The 21856-nt window shown below is 71.6% G+C and carries 15 protein-coding genes; 8 read left to right on the forward strand and 7 right to left on the reverse strand.

Annotated features, from left to right (window positions below; all coding sequences use genetic code 11):
- Positions 1-11 precede the first annotated feature (11 nt).
- A complete protein-coding gene (locus ACFPZ3_RS14215; protein WP_379514530.1) occupies positions 12-476 on the reverse strand; it encodes a PPOX class F420-dependent oxidoreductase in 465 nt (154 codons plus the stop codon).
- Between the two features lie 104 nt (positions 477-580).
- Here ACFPZ3_RS14215 and ACFPZ3_RS14220 point away from each other — a divergent pair, with 104 nt between their 5' ends.
- Positions 581-1843: an acetamidase/formamidase family protein gene (locus ACFPZ3_RS14220; RefSeq protein WP_379514531.1), complete on the forward strand. Its 1263-nt coding sequence runs from the start codon at positions 581-583 to the stop codon at positions 1841-1843.
- 144 nt (positions 1844-1987) lie between these two features.
- Positions 1988-2398 carry a hypothetical protein gene (locus tag ACFPZ3_RS14225; RefSeq protein WP_379514532.1) on the forward strand — a complete coding sequence of 137 codons (411 nt, stop codon included), beginning with the start codon at positions 1988-1990 and terminating at the stop codon, positions 2396-2398.
- Here ACFPZ3_RS14225 and ACFPZ3_RS14230 read toward each other — a convergent pair.
- The 4 genes from ACFPZ3_RS14230 to ACFPZ3_RS14245 form a co-directional block, all read right to left on the reverse strand.
- Positions 2395-2832 (reverse strand): anthrone oxygenase family protein, encoded by a 438-nt coding sequence (locus tag ACFPZ3_RS14230; protein WP_379514533.1) that lies wholly within the window; start codon positions 2830-2832, stop codon positions 2395-2397. The two genes, ACFPZ3_RS14225 and ACFPZ3_RS14230, sit on opposite strands and share 4 nt — an antisense overlap.
- A gap of 76 nt (positions 2833-2908) precedes the next feature.
- Positions 2909-3388, reverse strand: a complete 480-nt coding sequence (locus ACFPZ3_RS14235; RefSeq protein WP_379514534.1) for a helix-turn-helix domain-containing protein — start codon at positions 3386-3388, stop codon at positions 2909-2911.
- A gap of 303 nt (positions 3389-3691) precedes the next feature.
- Complete coding sequence (locus ACFPZ3_RS14240) at positions 3692-5266, reverse strand: amidohydrolase (protein ID WP_379514535.1); 1575 nt, start codon at positions 5264-5266, stop codon at positions 3692-3694.
- The gene (locus ACFPZ3_RS14245) at positions 5263-6585 is read right to left on the reverse strand and encodes a C1 family peptidase (protein WP_379514536.1); all 1323 of its coding nucleotides are present in this window, start codon (positions 6583-6585) and stop codon (positions 5263-5265) included. Before ACFPZ3_RS14245 ends, ACFPZ3_RS14240 begins: the two co-directional genes overlap by 4 nt.
- An 86-nt stretch (positions 6586-6671) precedes the next feature.
- Here ACFPZ3_RS14245 and ACFPZ3_RS14250 point away from each other — a divergent pair, with 86 nt between their 5' ends.
- Entirely contained in the window at positions 6672-7499 is an 828-nt protein-coding gene (locus tag ACFPZ3_RS14250; protein WP_379514537.1) for an ABC transporter permease, read from the forward strand.
- Here the strand turns inward: ACFPZ3_RS14250 and ACFPZ3_RS14255 are convergent, their stop codons facing one another.
- Entirely contained in the window at positions 7500-8864 is a 1365-nt protein-coding gene (locus ACFPZ3_RS14255) for an MFS transporter (RefSeq protein WP_379514538.1), read from the reverse strand.
- A gap of 164 nt (positions 8865-9028) precedes the next feature.
- Between ACFPZ3_RS14255 and ACFPZ3_RS14260 the strand changes: the two genes are divergently transcribed.
- Genes ACFPZ3_RS14260 through ACFPZ3_RS14270 form a run of 3 tightly spaced genes read left to right on the forward strand, consistent with a single transcriptional unit; the run spans position 9029 to position 12082 of the window.
- A complete protein-coding gene (locus ACFPZ3_RS14260; protein ID WP_379514539.1) occupies positions 9029-9616 on the forward strand; it encodes a hypothetical protein in 588 nt (195 codons plus the stop codon).
- Positions 9609-11540: a hypothetical protein gene (locus tag ACFPZ3_RS14265; RefSeq protein WP_379514540.1), complete on the forward strand. Its 1932-nt coding sequence runs from the start codon at positions 9609-9611 to the stop codon at positions 11538-11540. Before ACFPZ3_RS14260 ends, ACFPZ3_RS14265 begins: the two co-directional genes overlap by 8 nt.
- Positions 11537-12082 (forward strand): hypothetical protein, encoded by a 546-nt coding sequence (locus ACFPZ3_RS14270; protein ID WP_379514541.1) that lies wholly within the window; start codon positions 11537-11539, stop codon positions 12080-12082. The genes ACFPZ3_RS14265 and ACFPZ3_RS14270 overlap by 4 nt, the downstream gene beginning before the upstream one ends.
- Here the strand turns inward: ACFPZ3_RS14270 and ACFPZ3_RS14275 are convergent.
- Positions 12067-13332 carry a cytochrome P450 gene (locus tag ACFPZ3_RS14275; protein WP_379514542.1) on the reverse strand — a complete coding sequence of 422 codons (1266 nt, stop codon included), beginning with the start codon at positions 13330-13332 and terminating at the stop codon, positions 12067-12069. The two genes, ACFPZ3_RS14270 and ACFPZ3_RS14275, sit on opposite strands and share 16 nt — an antisense overlap.
- 146 nt (positions 13333-13478) lie before the next feature.
- Between ACFPZ3_RS14275 and ACFPZ3_RS14280 the strand changes: the two genes are divergently transcribed.
- Positions 13479-14486 carry a 3-oxoacyl-ACP synthase III family protein gene (locus ACFPZ3_RS14280; protein ID WP_379514543.1) on the forward strand — a complete coding sequence of 336 codons (1008 nt, stop codon included), beginning with the start codon at positions 13479-13481 and terminating at the stop codon, positions 14484-14486.
- 82 nt (positions 14487-14568) lie between these two features.
- Positions 14569-21834, forward strand: a complete 7266-nt coding sequence (locus tag ACFPZ3_RS14285; RefSeq protein ID WP_379514544.1) for an SDR family NAD(P)-dependent oxidoreductase — start codon at positions 14569-14571, stop codon at positions 21832-21834.
- The last annotated feature ends 22 nt before the right edge of the window (positions 21835-21856 follow it).

The following is a 21856-nucleotide window of genomic DNA, read 5'->3' on the forward strand; positions in this document are numbered from 1 at the left end:
CGCCTAACTGCTCAGGAGCTGAGGCGGGCGGGGAAGCCGCCGGTGGCGATGGGGCCCCAGCGGTCGATGTGGATGCGGATCAGGGACTTGTCCTGGCGGCGCATGGCCTCGCGGTATTCGTCCCAGTCGGGGTGCTCGCCCGCGATGCACCGGTAGTACTCGACCAGCCCCTCCAGGGCCTCGGGCATGTCCAGCACTTCCGCGTGCCCGTCGACCTGCACGTACGGGCCGTTCCAGTCGTCGGACAGGACACAGATGGACGCGCGGTCGTCACGGCGGGCGTTGACGGCCTTGGCGCGGTCGGGGTAGGTGGAGACCACGATCCGGCCGTCCGCGTCCACGCCGCAGCTCACCGGTGACAGTTGCGGGCGGCCGTCCGCACGGGTGGTGGACAGCAGGCCGTGATGCCGGGGGCGCAGGAATTCGAGTAGGTCGGGGAGTTCCACGCGGCTGGCCGTCGCGATGTTCGGCGCCATGTCATATGCCTTTCGCAAAAATCAGTCTTTCCTCTGATCCTTTCACCGCCGATCGCGTAACGGGGCCGTAACAGGCGTGCTCAATGATCGATCCGAGGTGAAGCATGACGAAATTCGGACGAAGGAACTTCCTGCGAGCGGCCTCGATCATCCCCGGCGCGGGCCTGCTGGCCGAGTCCGCCACCGCGCCCCGCGAGATCCTGCAGCCCCGCAAGGGACCCATCTACGGTAGGCACTACCTCCCGTCCACACCTGAGCAGGTCAGATGGGGGTACGTGCCGTCGCTCGCGAGCGAGCCGGTGCTGAGGATGCGTTCGGGCGAGACGGTGACGATCGACACGGTGTCGCACGAGGGCATACTCGAAGACCAGGGGCGCGATCCCGTCGCGTACTTCCAGGAGCACGGCGTGTCCCGCGCCGACGTGCTCCAGGACGCCGTCGCGATCGCCCGCGACTACTCCCGTACGACCAGGAACTTCGACGTCGACGGGCCCCACGTGGTGACGGGGCCGATCCACGTGGACGGTGCCCGGCCGGGCGACGTGCTCAAGGTCGAGATGTTGTCGCTGATGCCCCGCGTGCCGTACGGGGTGGTGTCGAGCAGGCACGGCAAGGGCGCTTTGGCGAGGACCTCCTCGGGCGGCGCGCCGGACGGGATCACCCTGGACGAGGTCATGCCGCCCGTGGGCACCGATGGGCGGCCGACCGGGCATCCCACCCGGTACGGCAACGTGTCCGTGTTCACCCCGGTACGCCGGGGCCGGGGGGTGCTGAAACGCGGAAGGTCGAAAGAGGTGACATTTCCGCTGAATCCGTTCATGGGGATCATGGGGGTCGCCTTCGCAGGCGCGAGCGGGCTCACCGATCCCGCGCTCAACTCCATCCCGCCCACCCGGGGCGGCGGCAACATCGACATCAACCTGCTCGGCGTGGGAGCGACCTTCTACCTGCCGGTGTTCGCCGAGGGCGCGCTCTTCTACACCGGCGACCCCCACCACGCGATGGGTGGCGGCGAGGTGGCGCTGACCGCGATGGAGGGCTCGTTGCGTGCCACCTTCCGGCTCACCGTGTGCAGACCGGGGGACGCCCCTTCTGTCGCCTTCCGTTACCCGTTCGGGGAGACGGACGAGGCGTGGTTGCCGATCGGTCTGTCCGACCCCGACGGGTCCCAGAACGGGCAGGTCAACGACCTCGACGTCGCCATGCGGCGCGCCGTCGTCAACGCGCTCGACTTCCTGGAGCACGACCAGGGCATGGACCGCGCCGTCGCCTACGCCTACCTGTCGGCCGCCACGAACTTCGAGGTGTCCCAGGTGGTCGATCGGACCACGGGTGTGCACGGCGTCATCCGCAAGGAGCACTTCTAGAGCGTTCGTCCGAGAGCGCCCGCCGGATGACGTGTTCCTGATCACGTTCTATGTGTGGATTCCTGCACAGATGATCGTGCCAGTCCTCCGTACTGTCCTTCCTGCCGGGCCACTCCGGCAGCACCGACAGGGGAGGAACCCACAATGCATAAGATCATCACGGTCGCGGCGCTCGCCGGTTCGATGGCCGTCACCGGCCTCGCTGTCAGCCCCGCCGCCCAGGCGACCACGCAGGCCACGCAGACCTCGACTCAGTCCAATGGAACGAACTGGGGCAAGTTTTTCTCCAGTGACCACAAGGCGTACACGTTCGGGAAGACCTGGAAGTCGGGCGGCAAGGTCTACACGAAGTGGTACGGCGTGGACAAGAAGGGCGGCAAGAAGGGCTGGGTCTGGTTCGAGTTCTACCAGAACGGCTCCTGGCACAAGTTCAACCGATCCTGGGACGGCAAGGTCGTCGGCGCCTGGAACGGCCGGGGGATCAAGAAGGTGTACACCTTCACCTGCTGGGCCGGCAAGTTCGACAACTGCGGCAAGAAGTACCGCATCTACTAGAGCCCGGCCACGCCCACCCCGGCCAGCGCGAGGCTGGCCACGCAGGCCACGGCTCGCACCGTGTTCCAGCGGGTCCACCTCGGCGCGTAGTCCTTCCAGGACATCGTGCCGGCGAGGAGGGCGTTGTTCATGGGCACGTTGATCGCCATGGTGACCAGGAACGAGCCGACGGCGTTCACGGCGGCGGCGGCGAAGAACCACAGGGCGGCCGGATTGTCCGCGAGGATCCCGGCCGCCAGCGCCGCGAGCGGCGAGCCCAGGAAGACGACGAACAACCACGGGTTGAGGATCTTCCGGTTGATGCTGCGCATCGCCGCCTCGGCCTGGCCGGTGTCGATGTCGTTCAGGCCCGGCATGACGGACATGGAGAAGGTGTAGAACAGGCCCGCGAGGGCGCCGTGCAGCACGAGGGTGACAAGGGCGAGTACCAACATGCCCCTATCGTGCCGCCCGCCGCATGAGACGGTCCATGGCCGCCGCGCTCAGCCGCATATGCGAGCGTCCAAAGGGCTAGGGGGCGTCGGAGCGGAGCTGGAGGAGCCGGAGTTGCAGCCAGGTGGCCAGCAGGTTGTCGGGGTCGCTCAGGTCGACGCCGAACATCTCCCGCGCCCTGCGCACCCGGTAGCGGACCGTGTTCTCGTGGATGACCAGCTCACTCGCCACCCGCAGGCTGTCGCCCAGCGCGCCGAAGTAGGCGAGGAGCGTCTGCGCGTACGCGGTGCCGTGCAGCGCGTCGTGCTCGACCAGCGCGGTGACCGGTTTCAGGCGTAGCTCCTCGACCAGTTCCGGGCGGTCGGCCAGCGTGTGCAGGATCTCCTGGCGCGGCAGGTTGGAGTAGGCGAGCACCTGGCCGCCGGTGTCCTCGATGGCCACGGCCCCGCCGACCGCCGACGCGATCGCGTTGGACAGGGCGAACAGATCGCCCGCCACCACCTCCGCGAACCGCCGGTCGAGCGGGCTCGCCGCCGCGATCGACCGGCTCGCGGTCAATCGTGTCCCGCATCGGCTGGAGCGGCGAGCCGCCGCCGGTGAGCAGCAGCAGCGGCGCGACGCCGGCCGGGAGTGGCTCTCCCGGCCCGCTCACGACGATCTCGCCGATCCGCGCGTCGAGCCGGCCGGCGTCGGTGACGAGGCGCAGCGCGTGCGAGCCGAGCGTCTCCAGGATCGCGGCCAGAGTGGGACCCGGCGCGGTTCCGTTCGTCCCGCAAGCTCCGTGATCCATCCGCATAGGTTACGGGGCTGCGGAGGGGGCAACCAGGGCGGGCCGGGGTGTTGGCCTGCGACATTCCGCTCCTAGTACCAGGAGAACTCGCCGTCCACGGCCGTCCCCAGGACCGGGATGGCGGCGATCTCGGACACGTCGATGTCGAGCGGGTTGCGGCCGAGCACACAGAAGTCCGGCGCGATCCGCCCGAGCACCCGCTCCTTACGCGTGATCCAGGCCCCGTGCACGGTGAACGCCTCCAGCGCCTCCCGCACGGTGACCCGCTCCTCGGGGCTTGACACCCGGCCCGAGCTGGACGCCCGCTCGGCCAGCGCCTGGACGGCCCTGAGCGGGGTGCCGGGCAGCGGCCGGTCGGTGCTGCCGACCAGCCGGACGCCGGCGTCCAGCAGGGAGCGGCCCCGGTACAGCCAGCCCGCGCGGGAGGGCCCGAGCAGTTCGGTGTAGCGGTCGCCGAAGTCGTAGAGGAAGGACGGCTGGGTGACCACGGAGACGCCCAGCTCGGCGACGCGGGCGACGTGGTCGGGCCGGATGGCGCCGCCGTGCTCGATGCGGTGCCGGGCGTCGAGCCGCGGCAGCGTCCGCTGCGCCTTGGTGAACGCCTCGACGGCCAGGTCCATGGCGGCGTCGCCGATGGCGTGCACGGCCATCTGCCAGCCGGCCAGGTGGCCGTCCACGATCGCCTCCGCCATCGCCTCGGGGTCGTCGCGCCACGTGCCGAGGCCGTCCAGGCCGGCGAACGGCTCGGTCATCCTGGCGGTGCCGACGCTCATGCCGCCGTCGAGCACCACCTTCTGCCCGGCCAGGAACAACGAGTCCGAGCCGAACCCGCTGCGCAGCCCCAGGTCGATGCCGCGCCGGTAGCGGTCGTCGCGGTGCACGGGCAACTCGCGCAGCACGTCCATGCTGGGCATCAGGCCCATCCGCACCGGCAGCCGCCCGGAGGCGTGCAGGTCCAGGTAGGCCGCGCCGTCCACGGGGCTGAGGCTGCCGACCTCGCCGCCGTTGCCGGCGTCCACGCAGAACGTCACGCCCTGCCTGCGCGCCTCCTGGGCCGCCGCCGCGATGACCTCGCCCAGCTCACCGCCCGCGTACGGCAGCCGCTGCCGGCGTACGACGTTCTGCTCCAGTTCCTCCAGCAGCCCGGCCGCCAGCCGGGGACGGCCGACCAGCTCCCGGTCGGGTTCGGCCGCCAGGACCGCGGTCGAGACGACGGAGGCGTGGCAGGAGATGTGGCGCACCCACACCCTCCTGCCGCCGGCGGCGACGTCCAGCTCCGCGGCGGTCAGGTGGCGGCCGATCGCCGCCTGGTCGTAGCCGCCGACCTCGATCCAGGCGTCCCGCGGCCGGCCCGCGGCGGCCTTGGCGATCAGCTCCAGCGCGCCGGACGGGGTCGTGCACGCGCCGATGTCGAGCGCGGACATGGCCTGCCCGCGCAGTTCCAGGTGGGTGTGCGCGTCGATGAGGCCGGGCAGCAGGCAGGCGCCGCCGGCGTCGATCCGTTCCGCGGTGTCCCAGCCGTCGAGGTCGTCGTCCAGGCCGGCGATGCGGCCGTTCCTGATGCCGACCCTGCTCGCGCGGGGGTGGGCGGGGTCCATGGTGAGGATGTCGGCGTTGTCCACGACGAGATCGAGTTTGCGCGTCATGCCAGTGCTCCCATCGGGTCCCAGGCGGGCAGGACCAGCGGTTCGGCGTCGAGCGCCGTCAGCAGTCCGGGGTCGAGGCGGTCCTTGCGGACGACGACCTCGAAGACGTACTCGTCGAACCAGGAGTCGTTCATCGTGTAGAAGCCGCCGTCGCCCTTCTGCGTGCCCCAGCTGTTCTCGACCCGCCAGCGTCTGGGTGCGCCGTCCACCACGTGGACGCCGGTGAAGAGCATCGCGTGGGTCATCAGGGAGTCGTGGTAGCGCACGCGTGCCTCCTTGTCCAGGTCGGTGCGGACGCCGTAGACGCTCTCGTAGTCGTAGAGGCGGGCGTCCCAGATGCCCAGCTCGCTGTTCGACTGCGGGGCGGTGTCGCAGCCGAACCAGACCGGCTCCCCGTCCACGATCGTCTCCATGGCGAGCCGCTTGGCGGTGCCGATGTCCACGTTGAGGTAGCGGACGGGGTCGCCCTCGACGACGTTGCCGAGGTGCTCGACGGTCAGCGTGGCGTTCCTGGGGTGCTCGGGGCGCGGGTCGTCCACGAGGCAGACGTACGCGGACAGGTCGAGGTCCACGTACCTGGCCATGAACTCCTGCGGCGTCAGCTCGCCGTCACTGCGGAACTCCTTGTCCCGGTCCGTCCACTCCCAGGTGAAGGTGGCCGGCGGGGTGCCGAGGTGGATGGTGAGGATCGTGTGGACGTCGGCGAGGATCTCCAGCTTGGCGGCGCGCCGCCGGTCGGCCGGCAGCTCGCGCAGCCGCTTGGCGCCGTGGCGCAGCGTCACGCGCAGGCGGCGGTTCATCTTCGCGGTGTCGGAGGACGACTGCGTCTCCGGCATGACCGACTTGGGTACGACACCGTGCTTGGTGAAGACGTTGACCGCCATGTTCCACTGGCCGCCGTCGTTGACCGGCATGCCCAGCAGGAAGGCCACGAGCCGGTCGTCGATCGGCAGGCCGGCGGTGGCGATGATGGATTCGAGGAAGTAGTTCGCCCGCTCCAGCTTGTCCCAGTACATCGCGTGGTTCTGCGAGAACTCGAACTCCTTGAGCCCCAGCCGGGCGGCGGCGCCCGGCCGCATGAGGTTCAGCGCGGCGAACAACCAGCAGCGGCCGGTCTTCTTCTGGTCGGTCGCCTTCCAGTCGTCGATGCGGTGCGACATGGTCAGCCCGGTGCCGACGGCGACCTCGTGGTCCAGCGCCACCTGGTCGACGCCGACGTTGGCGATCGCGTTCTGCATGCGCCTGAGCTGAGGGTCGGCCGCGAAGCGGCGCGCGAAACCGGCCAGATCGGAGGGAGAGAGGGAAGGGAGGTCAGGCATGTACGGGACAGTAATCAGCGTCCGGCCCCCACGGACATGTGGCTTCAGGACAGGAAGTCCTTGCCGATTTGTTCACCCGGACAAAGGTGTCCCGCCGACTCGGGGCGCGTCTCGTCGTTCCATCCGTCCTGGTGGGCCTGATCCTGCTCGTCGCCGCCTTCCCCGGCCTGTTCGCCGGCCTGTTCGGCCACGGCGACCCCCGGGTCTGCGACCTGCGGTTCAGCAGGCAGGGGCCGACGGCCGGGCATCCGTTCGGCTTCGACATCCAGGGTTGCGACCTGTACGCCAACGTCATCCACGGCGCCCGCTCCTCGGTGCTGATCGGCCTGTTGGTCACGCTCGGCTGCGTGGTGATCGCGATGGTGCTCGGGGTGGTGTCCGCGTACTACCAGGGCTGGGTCGACATGCTGATCGGCCGCCTGATGGATGTCATCTTCGGCTTCCCCGCGCTGGTCGGCATGATCGTCATCCTGTCCACCATCCAGCGCCGCGACGCGCTGGTGGTGTCGTCGGTGCTGATCCTGTTCGGCTGGCCCGGCGCCACCCGTCTGATGCGGGCCAGCGCGCTGAGCTGCGTCAACCTCGACTACGTACGGGCCGCCGTCTCCCTCGGCGCCGGCCCGCTGCGCGTGATGCGCCGTCACGTGCTGCCCAACTCCCTGGCCCCGCTCCTGGCCGTCACCAGCCTGAACGTCGGCGGCGTCATCACCGCGGAGTCGGCGCTGACGTTCCTGGGCGTCGGGCTCAAGACGCCGGCCATCTCCTGGGGCGTCCAGCTCAACGTGGCCCAGGACGCCTTCCTCAACCATCCGCACCTGCTGCTGTTCCCCGCGTTGTCCCTGTCCCTCACCGTGCTGGCCTTCGTGCTGCTGGGCGACGCCGTACGCGACCGGCTGGACCCGAAGTCCCGCTGATCACCGCGCGACCTCGGCCGCGCGGGGCGCCACGGCCAGCGGGGCGATGGCGACGCCGAGCACGCAGGCCGCCGCGGCGAGCCAGAACAACGTGGTGAACGCGCCGTCCGACACGCCCGAGGCGATCACCACCGCCGCGAGCTGGCTGCCCACGGTGCTGCCCACCGTGCGGACGATGTTGTTCACGCCGTTCGCGGTGCCGGTACGGCTGAGCGGCACGATGTCGGCGATCAGCTTGGGCAACGAGCCCATCGCCAGCCCGGAGCCCGCGCCCACCACCGCGTAGAACAGCAGGTGCTGCCACATCTGCGCGTGCGCCACCGCGAGCAGCACCGCCCCCGCCGCCGCCAGCGCGAACCCCGCCACGAGCGGCCAGCGCGGCCCCCAAGCGGCGGCCATCCGCCCGACGACCATGCCGGCCGGGATGATGGCCAGCATGCCCGGCAACATCAGCAGCCCCGCCATGGTGACGCTCGCCCCGAAGCCGATCCCCGTCGCCGCCGGATCCTGCTGCGCGAACAGCGGCATGGCCAGGTAGAAGAAGTACGACCCCGCGCCGAACAGGAAGGCCGCCGCGTGGGTCATGAACATCGGCCGGTCGGTCAGCTCGGCGACGTCGATCAGCGGGTCGTCCCTGCGCCGCTCGACGACCACGAGCACGGCGAACGCCACGACCGCGAGCCCGAACAGGCCGAGCACCCCCGCCGACGTCCACCCCCATGACGGCCCCAGCGTGAGCGCGAGCAACAACGCGACCAGCCCCAGCCCGAGCAGTGCCGCTCCAGGCAGATCGAGCCGTCCCCGTGCGGCGGGCTCGCCCGAGGGGATCCACCGGACCGCCATCAGCAGGCTGACCAGCGCGAGCACCGCGCCGAGCACGAACAACGACCGCCACGACAGGTAGTCGGCCAGCAGTCCGCCGACCACCAGCCCAGCGCCCGCCCCGGCGCCCACGATCCCGGAGATCAGCCCCATCGCGAACGGCAGCCGCGCCGGCGGCATCGCCCCACGCAGGAGCGCCATGGACAGCGGCACCAGCGCCAGCGCCGAGCCCTGGACCACCCGCGCGGCGATGAGCTGCCCGATGTCCTGCGCCACCGCCGCCCCCGCCATGCCGAGCGTGTACACCGCCAGGACGCCGAGCAGCAGCCGGCGCTTGCCGTAGAGGTCGCCCATCCGCCCCAGCAGCGGCGTCAGGACCGCGCTGGACAGCAGGAAGGCGCTGAGGATCCACGTGGACCAGGCCGGGGTGGTACGCAGCTCGCGCGTCAGCAACCCCAGCGCGGGCACCACCACGGTCTGCATCAGCGCGTAGCTGAAGACCGCCGTCATCAGCGCGGCCAGCGCCTTCGTATCGCGTGACATCTCACTCACCTACTTCGTATTGCGAACAGTTGGCAGTGCGAAGTAAATTAGTTAGGAGTGCGAACGATGTCAATGGCAGGACGCCGTAACGCTCGCCCGGCGGCGGACGATGATTTCCTGGCTCGCTCATCGGAAGGGACGTCGTGACACGGTGGTATGCGCGGATGGCTGACATCCCGGGAATCGGTTTCCCGGGCAGTCCGGGCGTCGATCGGTCCCGGCTGCCCGAGGCTCAGGTGCGTCCGCTTCAGGAGCCCGGCTCCCCTTACCTGTACTGGCCGACCCCTGACGGCCACGCCTCGTCCTCGTCCTCGCCCGCGCACCGCCGCGCGTTCGCCGACACCACGGTCATGGACACGAACGAGCTGGTCCGGTGGATCTTCGAGGGCATGGAGCTGCCGGGCATCGCCTCCGACTACCACCACCTGCTGCAGGGCGGCGTCAGGCAGTTGTGGGCGCGGCGGCGGCCGGCCCCCGACGGGCTGCGGTTCGTGGAGACGTTCGCCGCCCTGGACCTCACTCTGATCGAGGCAGCTCCCGAGGCCATCGCGATGGACGAGCGGGACCCTTCGCGGGGGTTCTCCCGGCTCGCGGCCGTGGAGACGTGGATGAGGCTGCTGGAGACCGAGGGCGCGCTTCGTGACGCCGTGGCGGTGGGCCGGCGGGCGCAGCGGTTCGGGGAGGGCTACCGGAGCGAGGAGCTGGAGGGGAAGGCGGCGGCGCTCGACGCCGAGGGGAGCGCTCATGTCTGACTACGCCTCAGCCCTGGCGGCGGCCGAACCCGACGCGTTCCTGAGCCTGGAGGGCGAGGCCGGCAAGGACACGAGGTTCGCGGCGCTCGACCGGCTCGTCGCGAACGTGCTCTCGGCCGCCCTCGCGGGTCACCGCCCGGTCGCCGTCGTGCCTGGGGAGCAGGGCATCAAGAACAGCGACGCCCTCACCCTGAGCACGCTGACCCCGCAGGAACGCATCCTCATCCAGGAGGCCCACAGCCTGTCCGCACAGCGGGGACGCGGCGCCTGGTACCTGGCAGAGCAGCTCTCCCTCAAGGCCGGCGTCCTCAACCTGCCCGCCTACCTGCGGCACCATCCCTGGCACGCCGTCACGCTCGCGGGCCAGGACGTCGCCAGGGTGCACCTCGGCTCCACCCCCGACGCGCTGGCGGCCTGGTCGTTGCTCATCCCCCTGTTCGACGACCTCCTCGCCCCCATCACCGTCCGCGCCTCCGGCTCCGCCAAGCCCGCCGCCGAGCAGGAGGAGACCTGGGCGATGATCACCCAGATGTACGCCTCCATGGGCCTGGCCGCCGAGCTGGAGCCGTTCGCCTACGGCAGGGGGTGGAACCGGCTCGACCGGGCCGGCCAGGCGCGGGCCAGGATCGGCCTGCTGGACGCGCTGGGCCGCGCCGACCCGTTACGCACGGCGGCACGTTTTCGTGCCGCCCGTGTCCAGGAGCTGGTCAGCGCGACGCTGAAGAAGGGGCGCGGTGAGACGCCGCCGGCCCGCAAGGTGCTCACCAAGGCCCTGCAGCCGGCGTTGAGCGCGTACTTCGGCGGGGACTGGCCGGCCTATCTCGACTACGTGGAGCTGCCGCAGAACCCCGCCGAGAAGATCGTGACCGCCCTGCCGGCCGCCGCGCGGCCGACCCAGGTGCCGGCCGTGGAGCGGCGGGCCGAGGTGCTGCGGCGGTGGTGGGGGCAGTTCGACGCCGTGCACGCGCGGCAGGTGCCGGGCATGCATCCGCTGTGGGGGCTGATCGAGGACGGCCCGTACACGATCAAAACGGGCTTCGGTCCCATCCGGCAGCTCTACCGCTGGATCCTCACCCCGGACCTGGTGGAGGAGGTGAACACGCTGTGGGACGGCCTCACGCTGCCGCGCTGGCCGGAGACGATCGTCAGCGAGCCCTATCCGCACCGGCTCATGGCCGAGACCCTGGGTCCCGCAGGGGAGTTCTGGCATGGCGTGGCGCTCACGGTGTGGTTCGTCCGTGAGGGTCCGGCCTCCCGGACCACCGTGCCCGGGCTGCGCGGCCACTACCGTCGCGTGCTGACCGAGCTCGAACAGGCCGGCACACCCATCCATCTCAGCCTCTTCGACGAGCTCGAACACGCCCGTGGTGGCTTCGAGCCGTTGCGCGACATCGTCACGCGGCACCGGCAGGGGTGGAGCAACCGGTACTTCGAGGAGTATCTGCGCCATCGGTGGCAGAGCGAGCTGAACGGGGTCTCCTACGAGCACGACAAGTTCGCCGCCGCCAACGGCAGGGCGCCGACGTACCAGCAGTTCGCCCGCTTCGCCGCCAAGGCGGCCAACCACTGGTTCAACGGCGACCTGACCGCCGTGTACGCGGCCATCGGCGAACCGGCGCCGGCCGCGTCACGGCGCGTGGACCTGCTGCCCGGCAGCGCGCACGACTTCGTGGACGCCCTGTACGCGGCCCTCGGCGGACTCCCGTTCGACGAGGCCATGGGCGCGCCCCTCGCGGACCTGTGCCGCCAGCAGGCCGAGCTGGCCGCGGCCGGCCTGTCCTACCTCCAGCTCGCCGAGGCACTCGGCCGGGTGCCGGAGGCCAAGGAGTTCGGGGTCGAGCGGCACGAGTGGGACTGGGCGGGCGGAGTGGAGCGGGGGTGGCCGGCGTACCGGAGAGCCGTCGAGAAGGTGGTCCGGACGTGAACGTCGAGCGCGCGAGGCAGCTCGTGGGCGAGATGCTCATCTACTGTTTCGTGATGGTCCTGGTCACGGGCGCCTACCTGGCCTTCTACTACTCGCCCAGCGGCGACCAGGTGGCCTACGACGGCGGCTACGAGCCCTTGCGCGGCGTCATGATGAGCGAGGCGTACGACTCCAGCCTCCGGATCAGCTTCGACGTGCGCGGCGGCCTGCTCTTCCGCCAGCTGCACCACCAGTTCTCCTCCCTGCTCGTGGTGGGAGCCGTTCTCTGGGCCATGCTCGGCCACTTCCGGTACGTGCTCGCGCTGGCGGGCCTGGGCCTGGTCGTGCTCGGAGTGCTCGGCGGCTACGGATCTGTGGATTCGCTGGGCTGGGGCTGGGTCCCCATCCCCGCCTGGTACGGGCTGCACCTGCTGGCGGCCCTGACCATGATCGTCACATTGGTGATCTCCGCCCGCAGGGAGGCCGCCACGAAGCCCAGGACCCCGGGCTTCATCGTCCTCACCCTCGCCCTCGTCGTGCTGCTGTTCTACTGGCCCATCTGACGCTCGGTCACCCGCAGGAGGATGTCGCTCTCGGCCCACAGGACGAAGCGTTCCACGGGCACCACGGGATGGCCCGCGACCGGCTCGAACCGGAACCTCCTGAGCAGCACGGCCAGCACCAGCTCGGCCTCCACCATGGCCAGCCCGGCCCCCTCGCAGCTACGCGGGCCCAGGCCGAAGGGGATGAACGCGTACCGGGGGCGTTTGGCCTGCTCCTCAGGGGTGAACCGGTCGGGGATGAACGCCCGCGGGTCCGGCCAGTGGTCCGGGTTCAGGTGCACGGCCCAGAAGGGGTAGAAGATCGTGGTGCCTGCCGGGATGTGGTAGTCGCCGAGGGTGAGGTCCTCGGTGGTCTCGCGGGCGCCGTACGGGCCGGGCGGGTAGAGCCGCATCGACTCCTTGAGCGACATATCCAGATATGTCAGGCGCTTGAGGTCGGCGTACTCCGGCGCCGCCCGCTCACCCAGCACCTCGTCCAGCTCCGCCGCCACCCGCGCCGCCGCCTCGGGGTGCCGGGACAGCAGGTGCAGGGTCCAGGAGACAGCCACGCCGGTCGTGTGGTGCGCGGCCAGCATGATCATCAGCACGGTGTCACGCACCCGGGCCGGGCTCAGGTCCGCCTTGACCAGGGCGGCCACCAGGTCGCTGCCGCCGCCGGCCAGCACGCCGTCCACGACCTCACGCAGGTACGCCAGCGCCCGCTCCGACTCCTCGTCCCCCTCGCGCAGGCCCCCCAGGTACACCGTCAGCACGGTCTCGAACGCGCTCACGACCCGCGCGGGGTCGTCGATGCCGCCGCCGAGCGCGTACTGGCAGATCATCCGGAGCGACAACTCGCTCAGGTCCCGCTGCGACTCCACCGGCCCCGCGGCGGCGCGTTCCGCCCACCGATCGGCCAGTTCCGTGGCCAGCGCGGTGAACCCGGCGAAGTGCGCCTCGTGCGAGCGCCGCCCGGCCAGCACCGACAGCAGCGCCCGGCGCAGCGGCCCGTGCTCGCCGGCCGGGAGGGTCTGCAGGTTGCCCGCCTCACAGAGCGGGGCCAGGAACTCGAAGAGCTGGTCCGGCCGTTCGTTGACCGCGGCCGTGGCCTCCAGCAGCACGGGGTCGGCCACCGACACCGCCTCCAGCGCGCCGGGGAGCTGGAAGCGCGCCACCGGCCCGTACCGTTCGTGCAGGTCGAGCTGGTAGGTGTGCAGGCCGCCCGCGGCCGCGACGTCGCTCTGGGGCGGGGGTCCCGGGATCTCACGCACCTCGCCACGGTCTCCCGGCCACGCCCCCTTGGCAAGCCCCGATCGCCGGAGATCGCGCGCATGTCAGGACAGGGCAAAGAGCCCGGTTCGCTCCGCCGTTCGCGATCATCGCGCTCCTATCGTGACGGTCGATGAGGAGGTCGACGATGTCAGAACGGTTCACCCGCCTGACCGACGTGGCGGTCCAACTGCCCGAGGGCAGCCTGACCACGCCCGAGCTGGAAGGACGGCTGGCCGATCGCAACCCGGGCGTGCACATCCCGCGGGGCATGATCGAGGAGGTCAGCGGGGTGCGGCGGCGGCATGTCGCCGCCTCCGACCAGATGGCGTCCGACCTGGCCGCGGCGGCGGCGCGGAAGCTGCTGGACAAGACCGGGCACGCCCCGCCCGAGATCGACCTCGTCATCTTCGCGGGCGTGACCTACGACGCCGTCGAACCGGCCACCGCGCACCTCGTGGCCGCCAAGCTCGGCATCGACTGCCCGGTCTTCGACGTGCGCAACGCCTGCAACAGCGCGCTGAACGCGATCGAGATCGCCGACGCCTTCATCACCTCGGGGCGCCACAGCACGATCCTCATCGCCGGCGGCGAGGTCACGACCCCCGCCATGCGCTGGCACCTGGAGTCGGAGGAGGACTTCAAGGCCGCCGTGCCCTCCTACACGGTCTCCGACGTCGGCACGGCGATGTTGCTCGAAGCGAGCGGGACGCCCGGCGTGCTGAGCCATCAGTTCTTCGCCAAGTCCGAGCACTGGCAGGCCGCGGTCGTGCCGGTCACCCGCGACAGGTTCGGCGGTTTCCGTAGCGGCGCCTTCACGGTCGATGACGTGGCCCTGGCCGTGGCCGTGCTCAAACTCGACCCGGCCGTGCTGCGGCGACCGCTGGCCCGGCACGGGTTCGACTGGGACGACATGGCCGCCATCTGCGTGCACCAGGCGTCGCTGGCGTCGCTGTGGTGGGTCTGTGAGCTGGCCGGGATCCCGCGCGAGAAGGTCATGGTCACGATCGAGGAGCACGGCAACCTGGCCGCCTCCACCCTGCCCATGCAGTTGCACCTGGCGGCCACCGGTGGCCGCCTCCATCGCGGGGACCTGGTGGCGCTCGTCGGCCTGGCCAGCGGAATCAGCGCGGGAACCGTTCTCGTCCGCTGGTGACGCGGCCAGGCACGTTGACCCGCCCCCGTACGCCGCATAGTAGTTGATCTCATACGGAGAGCGACCGGGGGCGGGTATGAGGGTGAGCGAAGAGACGGCTGTCGCGATCGTCGGCGTGGGATGCCGGCTGCCTGGCGGCATCAATGACCTGAACGGGTTGTGGCAGGCGCTGGAGCAGGGCTCCGACCTGGTCACCGAGGTGCCGGCGGATCGTTTCGACGCTGATCGGTGGGTCGACGAGGGCAGGACGTTCGAGGACAGGAGCTACACCCGGGCGGGCGGGTTCCTGGAGGACGTCAGCCGGTTCGACGCCGCGTACTTCAGGATCTCGCCCAAGGAGGCCTCCGCCATGGACCCCCAGCAGCGGCTGCTGCTGGAGATGGCGGCGGAGGCGCTCGACGACGCGGGCATCGACCCGGCCACGCTGGCGGGGACCGACACCGCGGTGTTCGTCGGCATCTCCGACACCTCCTACGGCACGCAGCAGATGTTGCACGGGCAGACGGTCAATCCGTACATGATGCTGGGCGCGACGCTGTCGATCGCGGCCAACCGGCTGTCGCACGCGTTCGACCTGCGCGGGCCGAGCATGGCGGTGGACACCGCGTGCTCGTCGTCGTTGCTGGCGATCGAACGCGGCTGCCGCACCCTGCGGGAGGGGACCAGCGGGGTGGTGCTGGCGGGCGGGGTGAACGTGCTGCTCACGCCGGGCCACTTCATCGGGTTCAGCCAGGCGCGGATGCTCTCGCCGACCGGCCGGTGCGCCGCCTTCTCCGCGCGGGCAGACGGGTTCGTCCGGGCCGAGGGCGGCGGCGTGGCCGTGCTCAAGCGGTTGTCCGACGCGGTGGCCGACGGTGACCGCATCCACGCGGTGATCGCGGGCGCCGGCACGAACAACGACGGCCACACCAACGGGCTGGCCCTGCCGAACCCGGACGCCCAGGAGGCGCTGCTCAGGCAGGTGTACGAGCACCTGGACCCCGACGACCTCGTGTACGTCGAGGCGCACGGCACCGGCACCCTGGCCGGGGACGCCGCCGAATGCCTGGCGCTCGGCCGGGCGCTGGGCGGTCGCAGGACCCGCGGCGCGTTGCCCATCGGGTCGGTCAAGTCGAACGTCGGGCATCTGGAGCCGGCGTCCGGCATGGCGGGGCTGCTCAAGGCGGTGCTGGTGCTCAAGCACGGGGTCATTCCCGCGTCCCTGCACACCGAGGAGCTTAATCCCGACATCGACTTCGACGGGCTCGGCCTGTCCGTGTCCACCCAGGCCAGGCCGTGCGCGAAGGGGCTGGTCGGCGTCAACTCCTTCGGGTTCGGCGGCAGCAACGTCCATGTGGCGCTCACCGCCGCGCCCGACGCGGTGGAGACCCCCTCGCGCGTGGGCCCGCGGCCGTTCGTGGTGTCGGCCAAGACGCCCGCCGCTCTGTCCCAGGCGATGGAGCGGGCCGCCGCTCACCTGGACCGGCTCGGCGACTCCTTCTACGACGTCGCTTACACCGCCGGTCGCCGCCGTGGGCACCACCCGCACCGGGCGGTCGTGCTGGCCTCCTCACCGGCGGACACCGCCGCGGAGCTGCGCTGTCTGCTGCGACAGGACGATCCGGCCGGGCCCGCGGCGACGGCCGAGGCGGTGGAGCACGGGCGGGTGGCGTTCGTGTTCTCCGGGAACGGCTCGCAGTGGCCCGGCATGGGAGCCGACCTGCTGGAGCGGGACCCGGTGTTCCGCTCGGCCGTCGAGGCGGCGGACCGCGCGCTGACGCCGCTGCTGGGCTGGTCGGTGGTGCGGGAGATGACGCTGCCGCCGGAGCAGTGGCGGTTGTCGGCCACCGAGGTGGCGCAGCCGCTGTTGTTCGCCGTCCAGGTGGGCCTGGTCGCGACGTTGCGGGAGGCCGGCATCGAGCCTGGCGCGGTGCTGGGGCACAGCGTCGGCGAGGTGGCCGCCGCCTGCACCGCGGGGGCGCTGTCGCTGGAACAGGCCGCCCAGGTGATCGCCGGGCGCGGTACGGCGCAGGCGAGCACGATGGGGCAGGGCCGGATGGCCGCCATCGGCGTGCCGGAGGAGCGGGCCAGGGAACTGCTGGCCGACTATCCCGGGGTGGAGGTCGCCGCGGTCAACACCGACCGCGACGTCACCGTGGCCGGGCGGGAGGACCAGCTCAAGCGGCTCGGCGACGACCTGGAGGCAGAGGGCGCCTTCGTCCACCACCTGGACCTCGACTACGCCTTCCACAGCGCCGCCATGGACCCGATCAGGGAGCGGCTGCTCGCCGCCCTCGCCGGGGTGAGCCCGCGGCCGGCCGTCGTGGAGATGATCTCGACGGTGACCGGTGAACCGGTGACCGGCACGGAGCTGACCGCCGGCTACTGGTGGCGCAACGTCCGCGAGCCCGTGCGGTTCGCCGCCGCCGTCGGGCATGTCGTCGACGAGGACTTCGACGTGCTCGTGGAGATCGGCCCGCATCCGGTGCTCCGTTCGTACCTGCGCCGGGTCGCCGGCTCGGCACACCGGCGCGCGGCCGTGCTCGCCACCGTACGCCGCGACCGGCCGGGCCCCGCCGCCGTGGGCACCGCCGTCGCCACGGCCATGGCCTGCGGCGCCCGCGTGGACTGGGACCGGTACTTCCCGCACGCCGGATCAGTACGGGACCTGCCCGCCTACCCCTGGGAACGCGAACGGTACTGGGTCGGCGGACCCGACACGTGGGTCCAATCCAGCGGAACCGGCGAACTGGAGCACCCCCTCCTGGGCGAACGCCTGCCCGCCCCGCACCCCACCTGGCACGGCCGCCTCGAACGCCCCCTGGCGCCCTGGATGTCCGACCACCGGATCGGCGGCGCCCCCGTCATGCCCATCACCGGGTACGTGGAGATGGCGATCTCCGCAGGGCGGCTGGCGCTGCCGGAGATCACCGACGCGGTCGAGGTCGATCGGGCCGCCGTCACCCGTGCCCTCGTGCTGCCGGAGCAGGGCCGTCCGGCGTACGCGCAGACCTCGTTGTCGCCCGAGACCGGCGTGGTGATCGTGTCCAGCACCGAGGACGTCGAGCGGCAACCGCAGGAACACTTCCGCGCCCGTGTCCGCCCGCTGCTGCGCCCGAGCCCGTCGCCGCTGGACGTGGCCGATCTCCGCGCCCGCATCGCCGTCCCGATCGACGTCGAGGACTTCTATCGGCGGCTGGTCAAGGGCGGGCTCGAGTACGGTCCCGCGTTCCAGGTGCTGCGTGAGCTGTGGAGCGGCGACGGGGAGGCGCTGGGGGCCTACGGCGTGGCCGAGCAGGCGGAAGGGCGCTATCACGTCCATCCCGTGCTGCTGGACGGCGCGCTGCAGGTCGGCGTGCACTGGCTGGTGGAGACCCTCCTGCTCGGCAACGGCTTCCTGCCGTCGGCGATCGGCTCGGTGCGGGTGTGGCGGTCGCCGTCCTCTGAGGGGCTGCTTCACGTGCGCGAACGGGCACGTGGTGACGACGAGGTGCGCTGGGATCTCACGGTGGCCGATCTCGACGGCACGGTGGCGATCGAGGTGGAGGGCTGCCGGTTGCGGCGTACCGGGCTCCTGGCCGCCACGCCGCTGACCCGCTTCCGCACGGAACTGCGGGCCCAGCCTCTCTCCGGCCGGCCGTGGCCGCTCCCCGGACCTGGGGAGATCCTGAACGCGGCGTCCGCGCGGATCGACCGGCTCCGCCGGGACTGGTGGGAGCGGCTCGGCCACGCCGGCTTCGCCGACCGGATGGAGGAGACGTTCGCACACGACCTGTCCTGCGCGCTGGGCGAGATCGAGCGGGTCGTGGACCCCCGCAGGATGCCCATGGTGCGCCGGGCTATGCCGCTGCTCGAACGGCACGGGCTGGCCCAGCGCGTGGACGGGGACCAGTTCCGGCTCACCCGCCCGGACGTACGCGGCGATCTCTACTCCGAGGGCACGCCGTTCGCCGCCGAACAGGCCATGTCCGCGCTGTGCGGCAGTCAGCTCCTGCCCATCCTGCGCGGGGACGTCGAGCCCGCCGAGGTGTTCGCCTCGGGTGGGGGAGCGGAGCTGATGGAGCAGTTCCACGACATCGCGCCGGTCAGCCTGTACGCCAACCGGATCGCCCGCGCGCTCGTCGAGGGGATCGTCCGCCGGTGGCCGCACGATCGGCCGCTGCGGGTGCTGGAGGTGGGGGCGGGAATCGGTGGCACCACCGCCGTACTGCTGCCGATCCTGCCGCCCGCCCGCACCCAGTACGTCTTCACCGACGCGAACGAACTCCTCGTGGCCCGCGCCCGGCAGCGCTTCGCCTCCTACGACTTCGTCGACCACCGCGTCCTCGACCTCGACGACGACCTCCAGGTGGACGGCTTCGACCTGGTCATCGCCACGCACGTCCTGCATCTGGCCGAGGACCTCCCGGGCACGCTGCGCCGGTTGTCGGGGGCGCTCGTGCCCGGTGGCCAGCTGCTGGCCGTCGAGCCGCATCGCACGCCGGTCGCCGCGTACGCGGACATGGCGCCTCTCGTGCCGGACATGGACTGGGCCGGGGTGCTGGCCGAGAGCGGGTACGGGGAGGTCGCGCGGACCGGGGACGAGCCGGGACCCGGCGCGTTCTCGGTGTTCCTGGCCGCCGCGACCGAAGCCGCCACCGAAGCCGTCACCGGGCCCGTCACCGAAGCCGCCATCGGGCCCGTCGCCGGGGCCGTCGCCGGGGCCGTCGCCGGGACCGTCGCCGACCGTGCCCCGGCCGGCCTGGACCCCGCGACGTCGTGGATCGTCGTGGCCGACGACCCGTCGGACGGGCTGGCCGTCCAGCTCGCGCGGCGCGGGGCCCGGGTGGTGCGCGAGGTGGGGCCGGAAGACCCCGATGCCCCGGTGACGTACGTGCTCCTCCTCGGCGGGGACGCCGAGGACACCGTAGGAGAGGTGACGCGTCACTCGGCGACCCTGCGGGCGATCGCCCAGGCGCCGGCCGGCACGGCGTTGTGGCTGGTCACGAGGCCCTGCGGGGCCCTGCCTGACACCGGTGACCCGGCGCACCTGGGGGACGCCGCCGTGTGGGCCGCGACCCGGTCGATGGCCAACGAACTGTCGCGGCTGCCGGTGCGCCGCGTGTGCCTGCATCGTACGGACGACACCGCCGCCGATGCCGAGCGCCTGCTCGGCGAGCTGGCCCGGCCAGGGGACGAGGACGAGATCGTCCTGACCCGGCAGGGACGTTTCGTCGCTCGCACGCGGAAGATCGCCGACCGGGTCACCAGGGCAGATCACGGCGCGGCTTACGAGCTGACCGTCCGGAACCCCGGGCTGGCCTACGAACTGGCCTGGCGCCAGATGGCCCCGCCCACTCCAGGGCCGGCCGAGGTGCTGATCGACGTCCGGGCCGTGGGGCTGAACTACCGCGACGTCGTCCACGCGGTGAACCTGCTGCCGAGCGAGGCGCTCGAAGGCTTCTACGACGGCTTCCCCATGGGACTCGAATGCGCCGGCGTGGTGAGCGCCGTCGGCCCCGACGTGACCGGCCTGCGTGTGGGGCAGCGCGTGATGGCCACGTCCGCGATCGGGTTCGCCAGTCAGGCGGTCGTCCCGGCCTGGTCGGCGTGCCCGATGCCGGAGGAGATGAGCTTCGCCGAGGCCGCCACGATGCCGCTCGCGTACCTCACCGTGCATTTCGCCCTGCGCACGTGCGCCCGCGTCGAGCCGGGCGAGACCGTGCTCGTCCACGGCGGCGCGGGCGGCGTGGGGCTGGCCGCCATCCAGTACGCCCGCCGGTGCGGCGCGCACGTGATCGCCACCGCAGGAACCCCGGCGAAACGCGCCTACCTCCGGGCGATGGGCGTTCGGCACGTCTTCGACTCCCGCGGCCTGCACTTCGCCGAGCAGGTCAGGCAGGCGACCGGCGGCCGGGGCGTGAACGTCGTGCTCAACTCCCTGGCAGGGGAGGCGCTCACCCGCAGCCTGGAGACCCTCGCGCACGCCGGCCGCTTCATCGAGCTCGGCAAACGCGACATCTACCTCAACAAGCCCCTCCTGCTGCGGCCCATCGGCGAGAACCTGGGCTTCTTCGGCGTGGACGTGGGCTCCCTCATGAACAGGGAGCCCGAACGCGCCGCCGAGGTGTACGCGGAGCTGCCGGACCTCATCGAAGCCGGGATCGCGACCCCTTTGCCGCACACCGTGTACCCGGCCGCCCGCGTCGCCGAGGCGTTCGCACTCATGCGCCACTCCCGGCACCTCGGGAAGATCGTCGTCTCGTTCGGCGAACCCGTGGAGAACGAACCCGTGCAGATCGAACCTCTGCCGAGCCCGCTCCGGCTGGACCCGCGCGGAACCTACCTCGTCACCGGCGGCCTGGGCGGCTTCGGCGCCGCCACCGCCCGCTGGCTCGCCGCGCGCGGCGCCCGCCACCTGGCCCTGGTCAGCCGCCGCGGCCCCGACGCTCCCGACGCCGCGGGCCTGCTGGCCGAGCTCGCCGAACAGGGGGTCACGGCCCGGGCCCACGCGGCCGACGTCGCCGACGAGAGCGCCATGAGCCGGATCGTGCGTGAACTGGACGCGAGCGATCACCCGCTGCGCGGCGTCGTCCACTCGGCCATGCACCTCGACGACGACGCCCTGGTCAACCTCACCGACGAACGCGTCCAGGCCGTGCTCCGTCCCAAGATCGCCGGAGCGCTGGTCCTGGACGCCGTCACCGGGGACCGCGACCTGGACCTGTTCCTCATGTACTCCTCGATCACCACAACCCTGGGGCACGTCGGGCAGACCTCGTACGTCGCCGCGAACCTCTTCCTGGAGGCCCTGGCCCGCCGGCGTCGCGGCCAGGGCCGGCCCGCCCTGGCCGTCTGCCTGGGCGCGCTGGGGGAGACCGGTGTGCTGGCCCGCGGCGGCCAGGGGGAGGCGCTGGCCAGGTTCGGCGTCGAACCCATCAGCCCGGCCGAGGCGTTCGCCGCCATCGAGGACCTGCTCGCCGACGACGTGGACGTCGCCGGGGTGGGCCGCTGCGACTGGAGCCGCCTGCGCCAGGTCCTGCCCACGCTCAACGGGCCCGGCATGTCGCTGATCATGCCGACCGCCCTGGAGGACGACGGACTCGACGCCGGTCAGGTGCTGGAGAAGCTGGCCGCGATGAGTCCTGAGGAGGCGTTCGAGCACGTCAGCGGCCAGATCCGGCAGCTTCTCGGGGGAATCATGCACATGCCCGCCGAGCAGATCGCCGCCGACAAGAAGCTCCAGGACTACGGCGTGGACTCCCTGATGAGCGCTCAACTGCTGTCGTCCGTACGCCATCAGTACGGCATCGAGATCCCGCCCATGGAGCTGCTCCGCAGTGGCGGGACCGTGGCCGACATCGCCCGCGCCGTCCTCGCCCGCCTCTGACGACGCTCGCCGGCCGCGTCGA

The sequence above is a fragment of the Nonomuraea insulae genome, assembly GCF_042656245.1.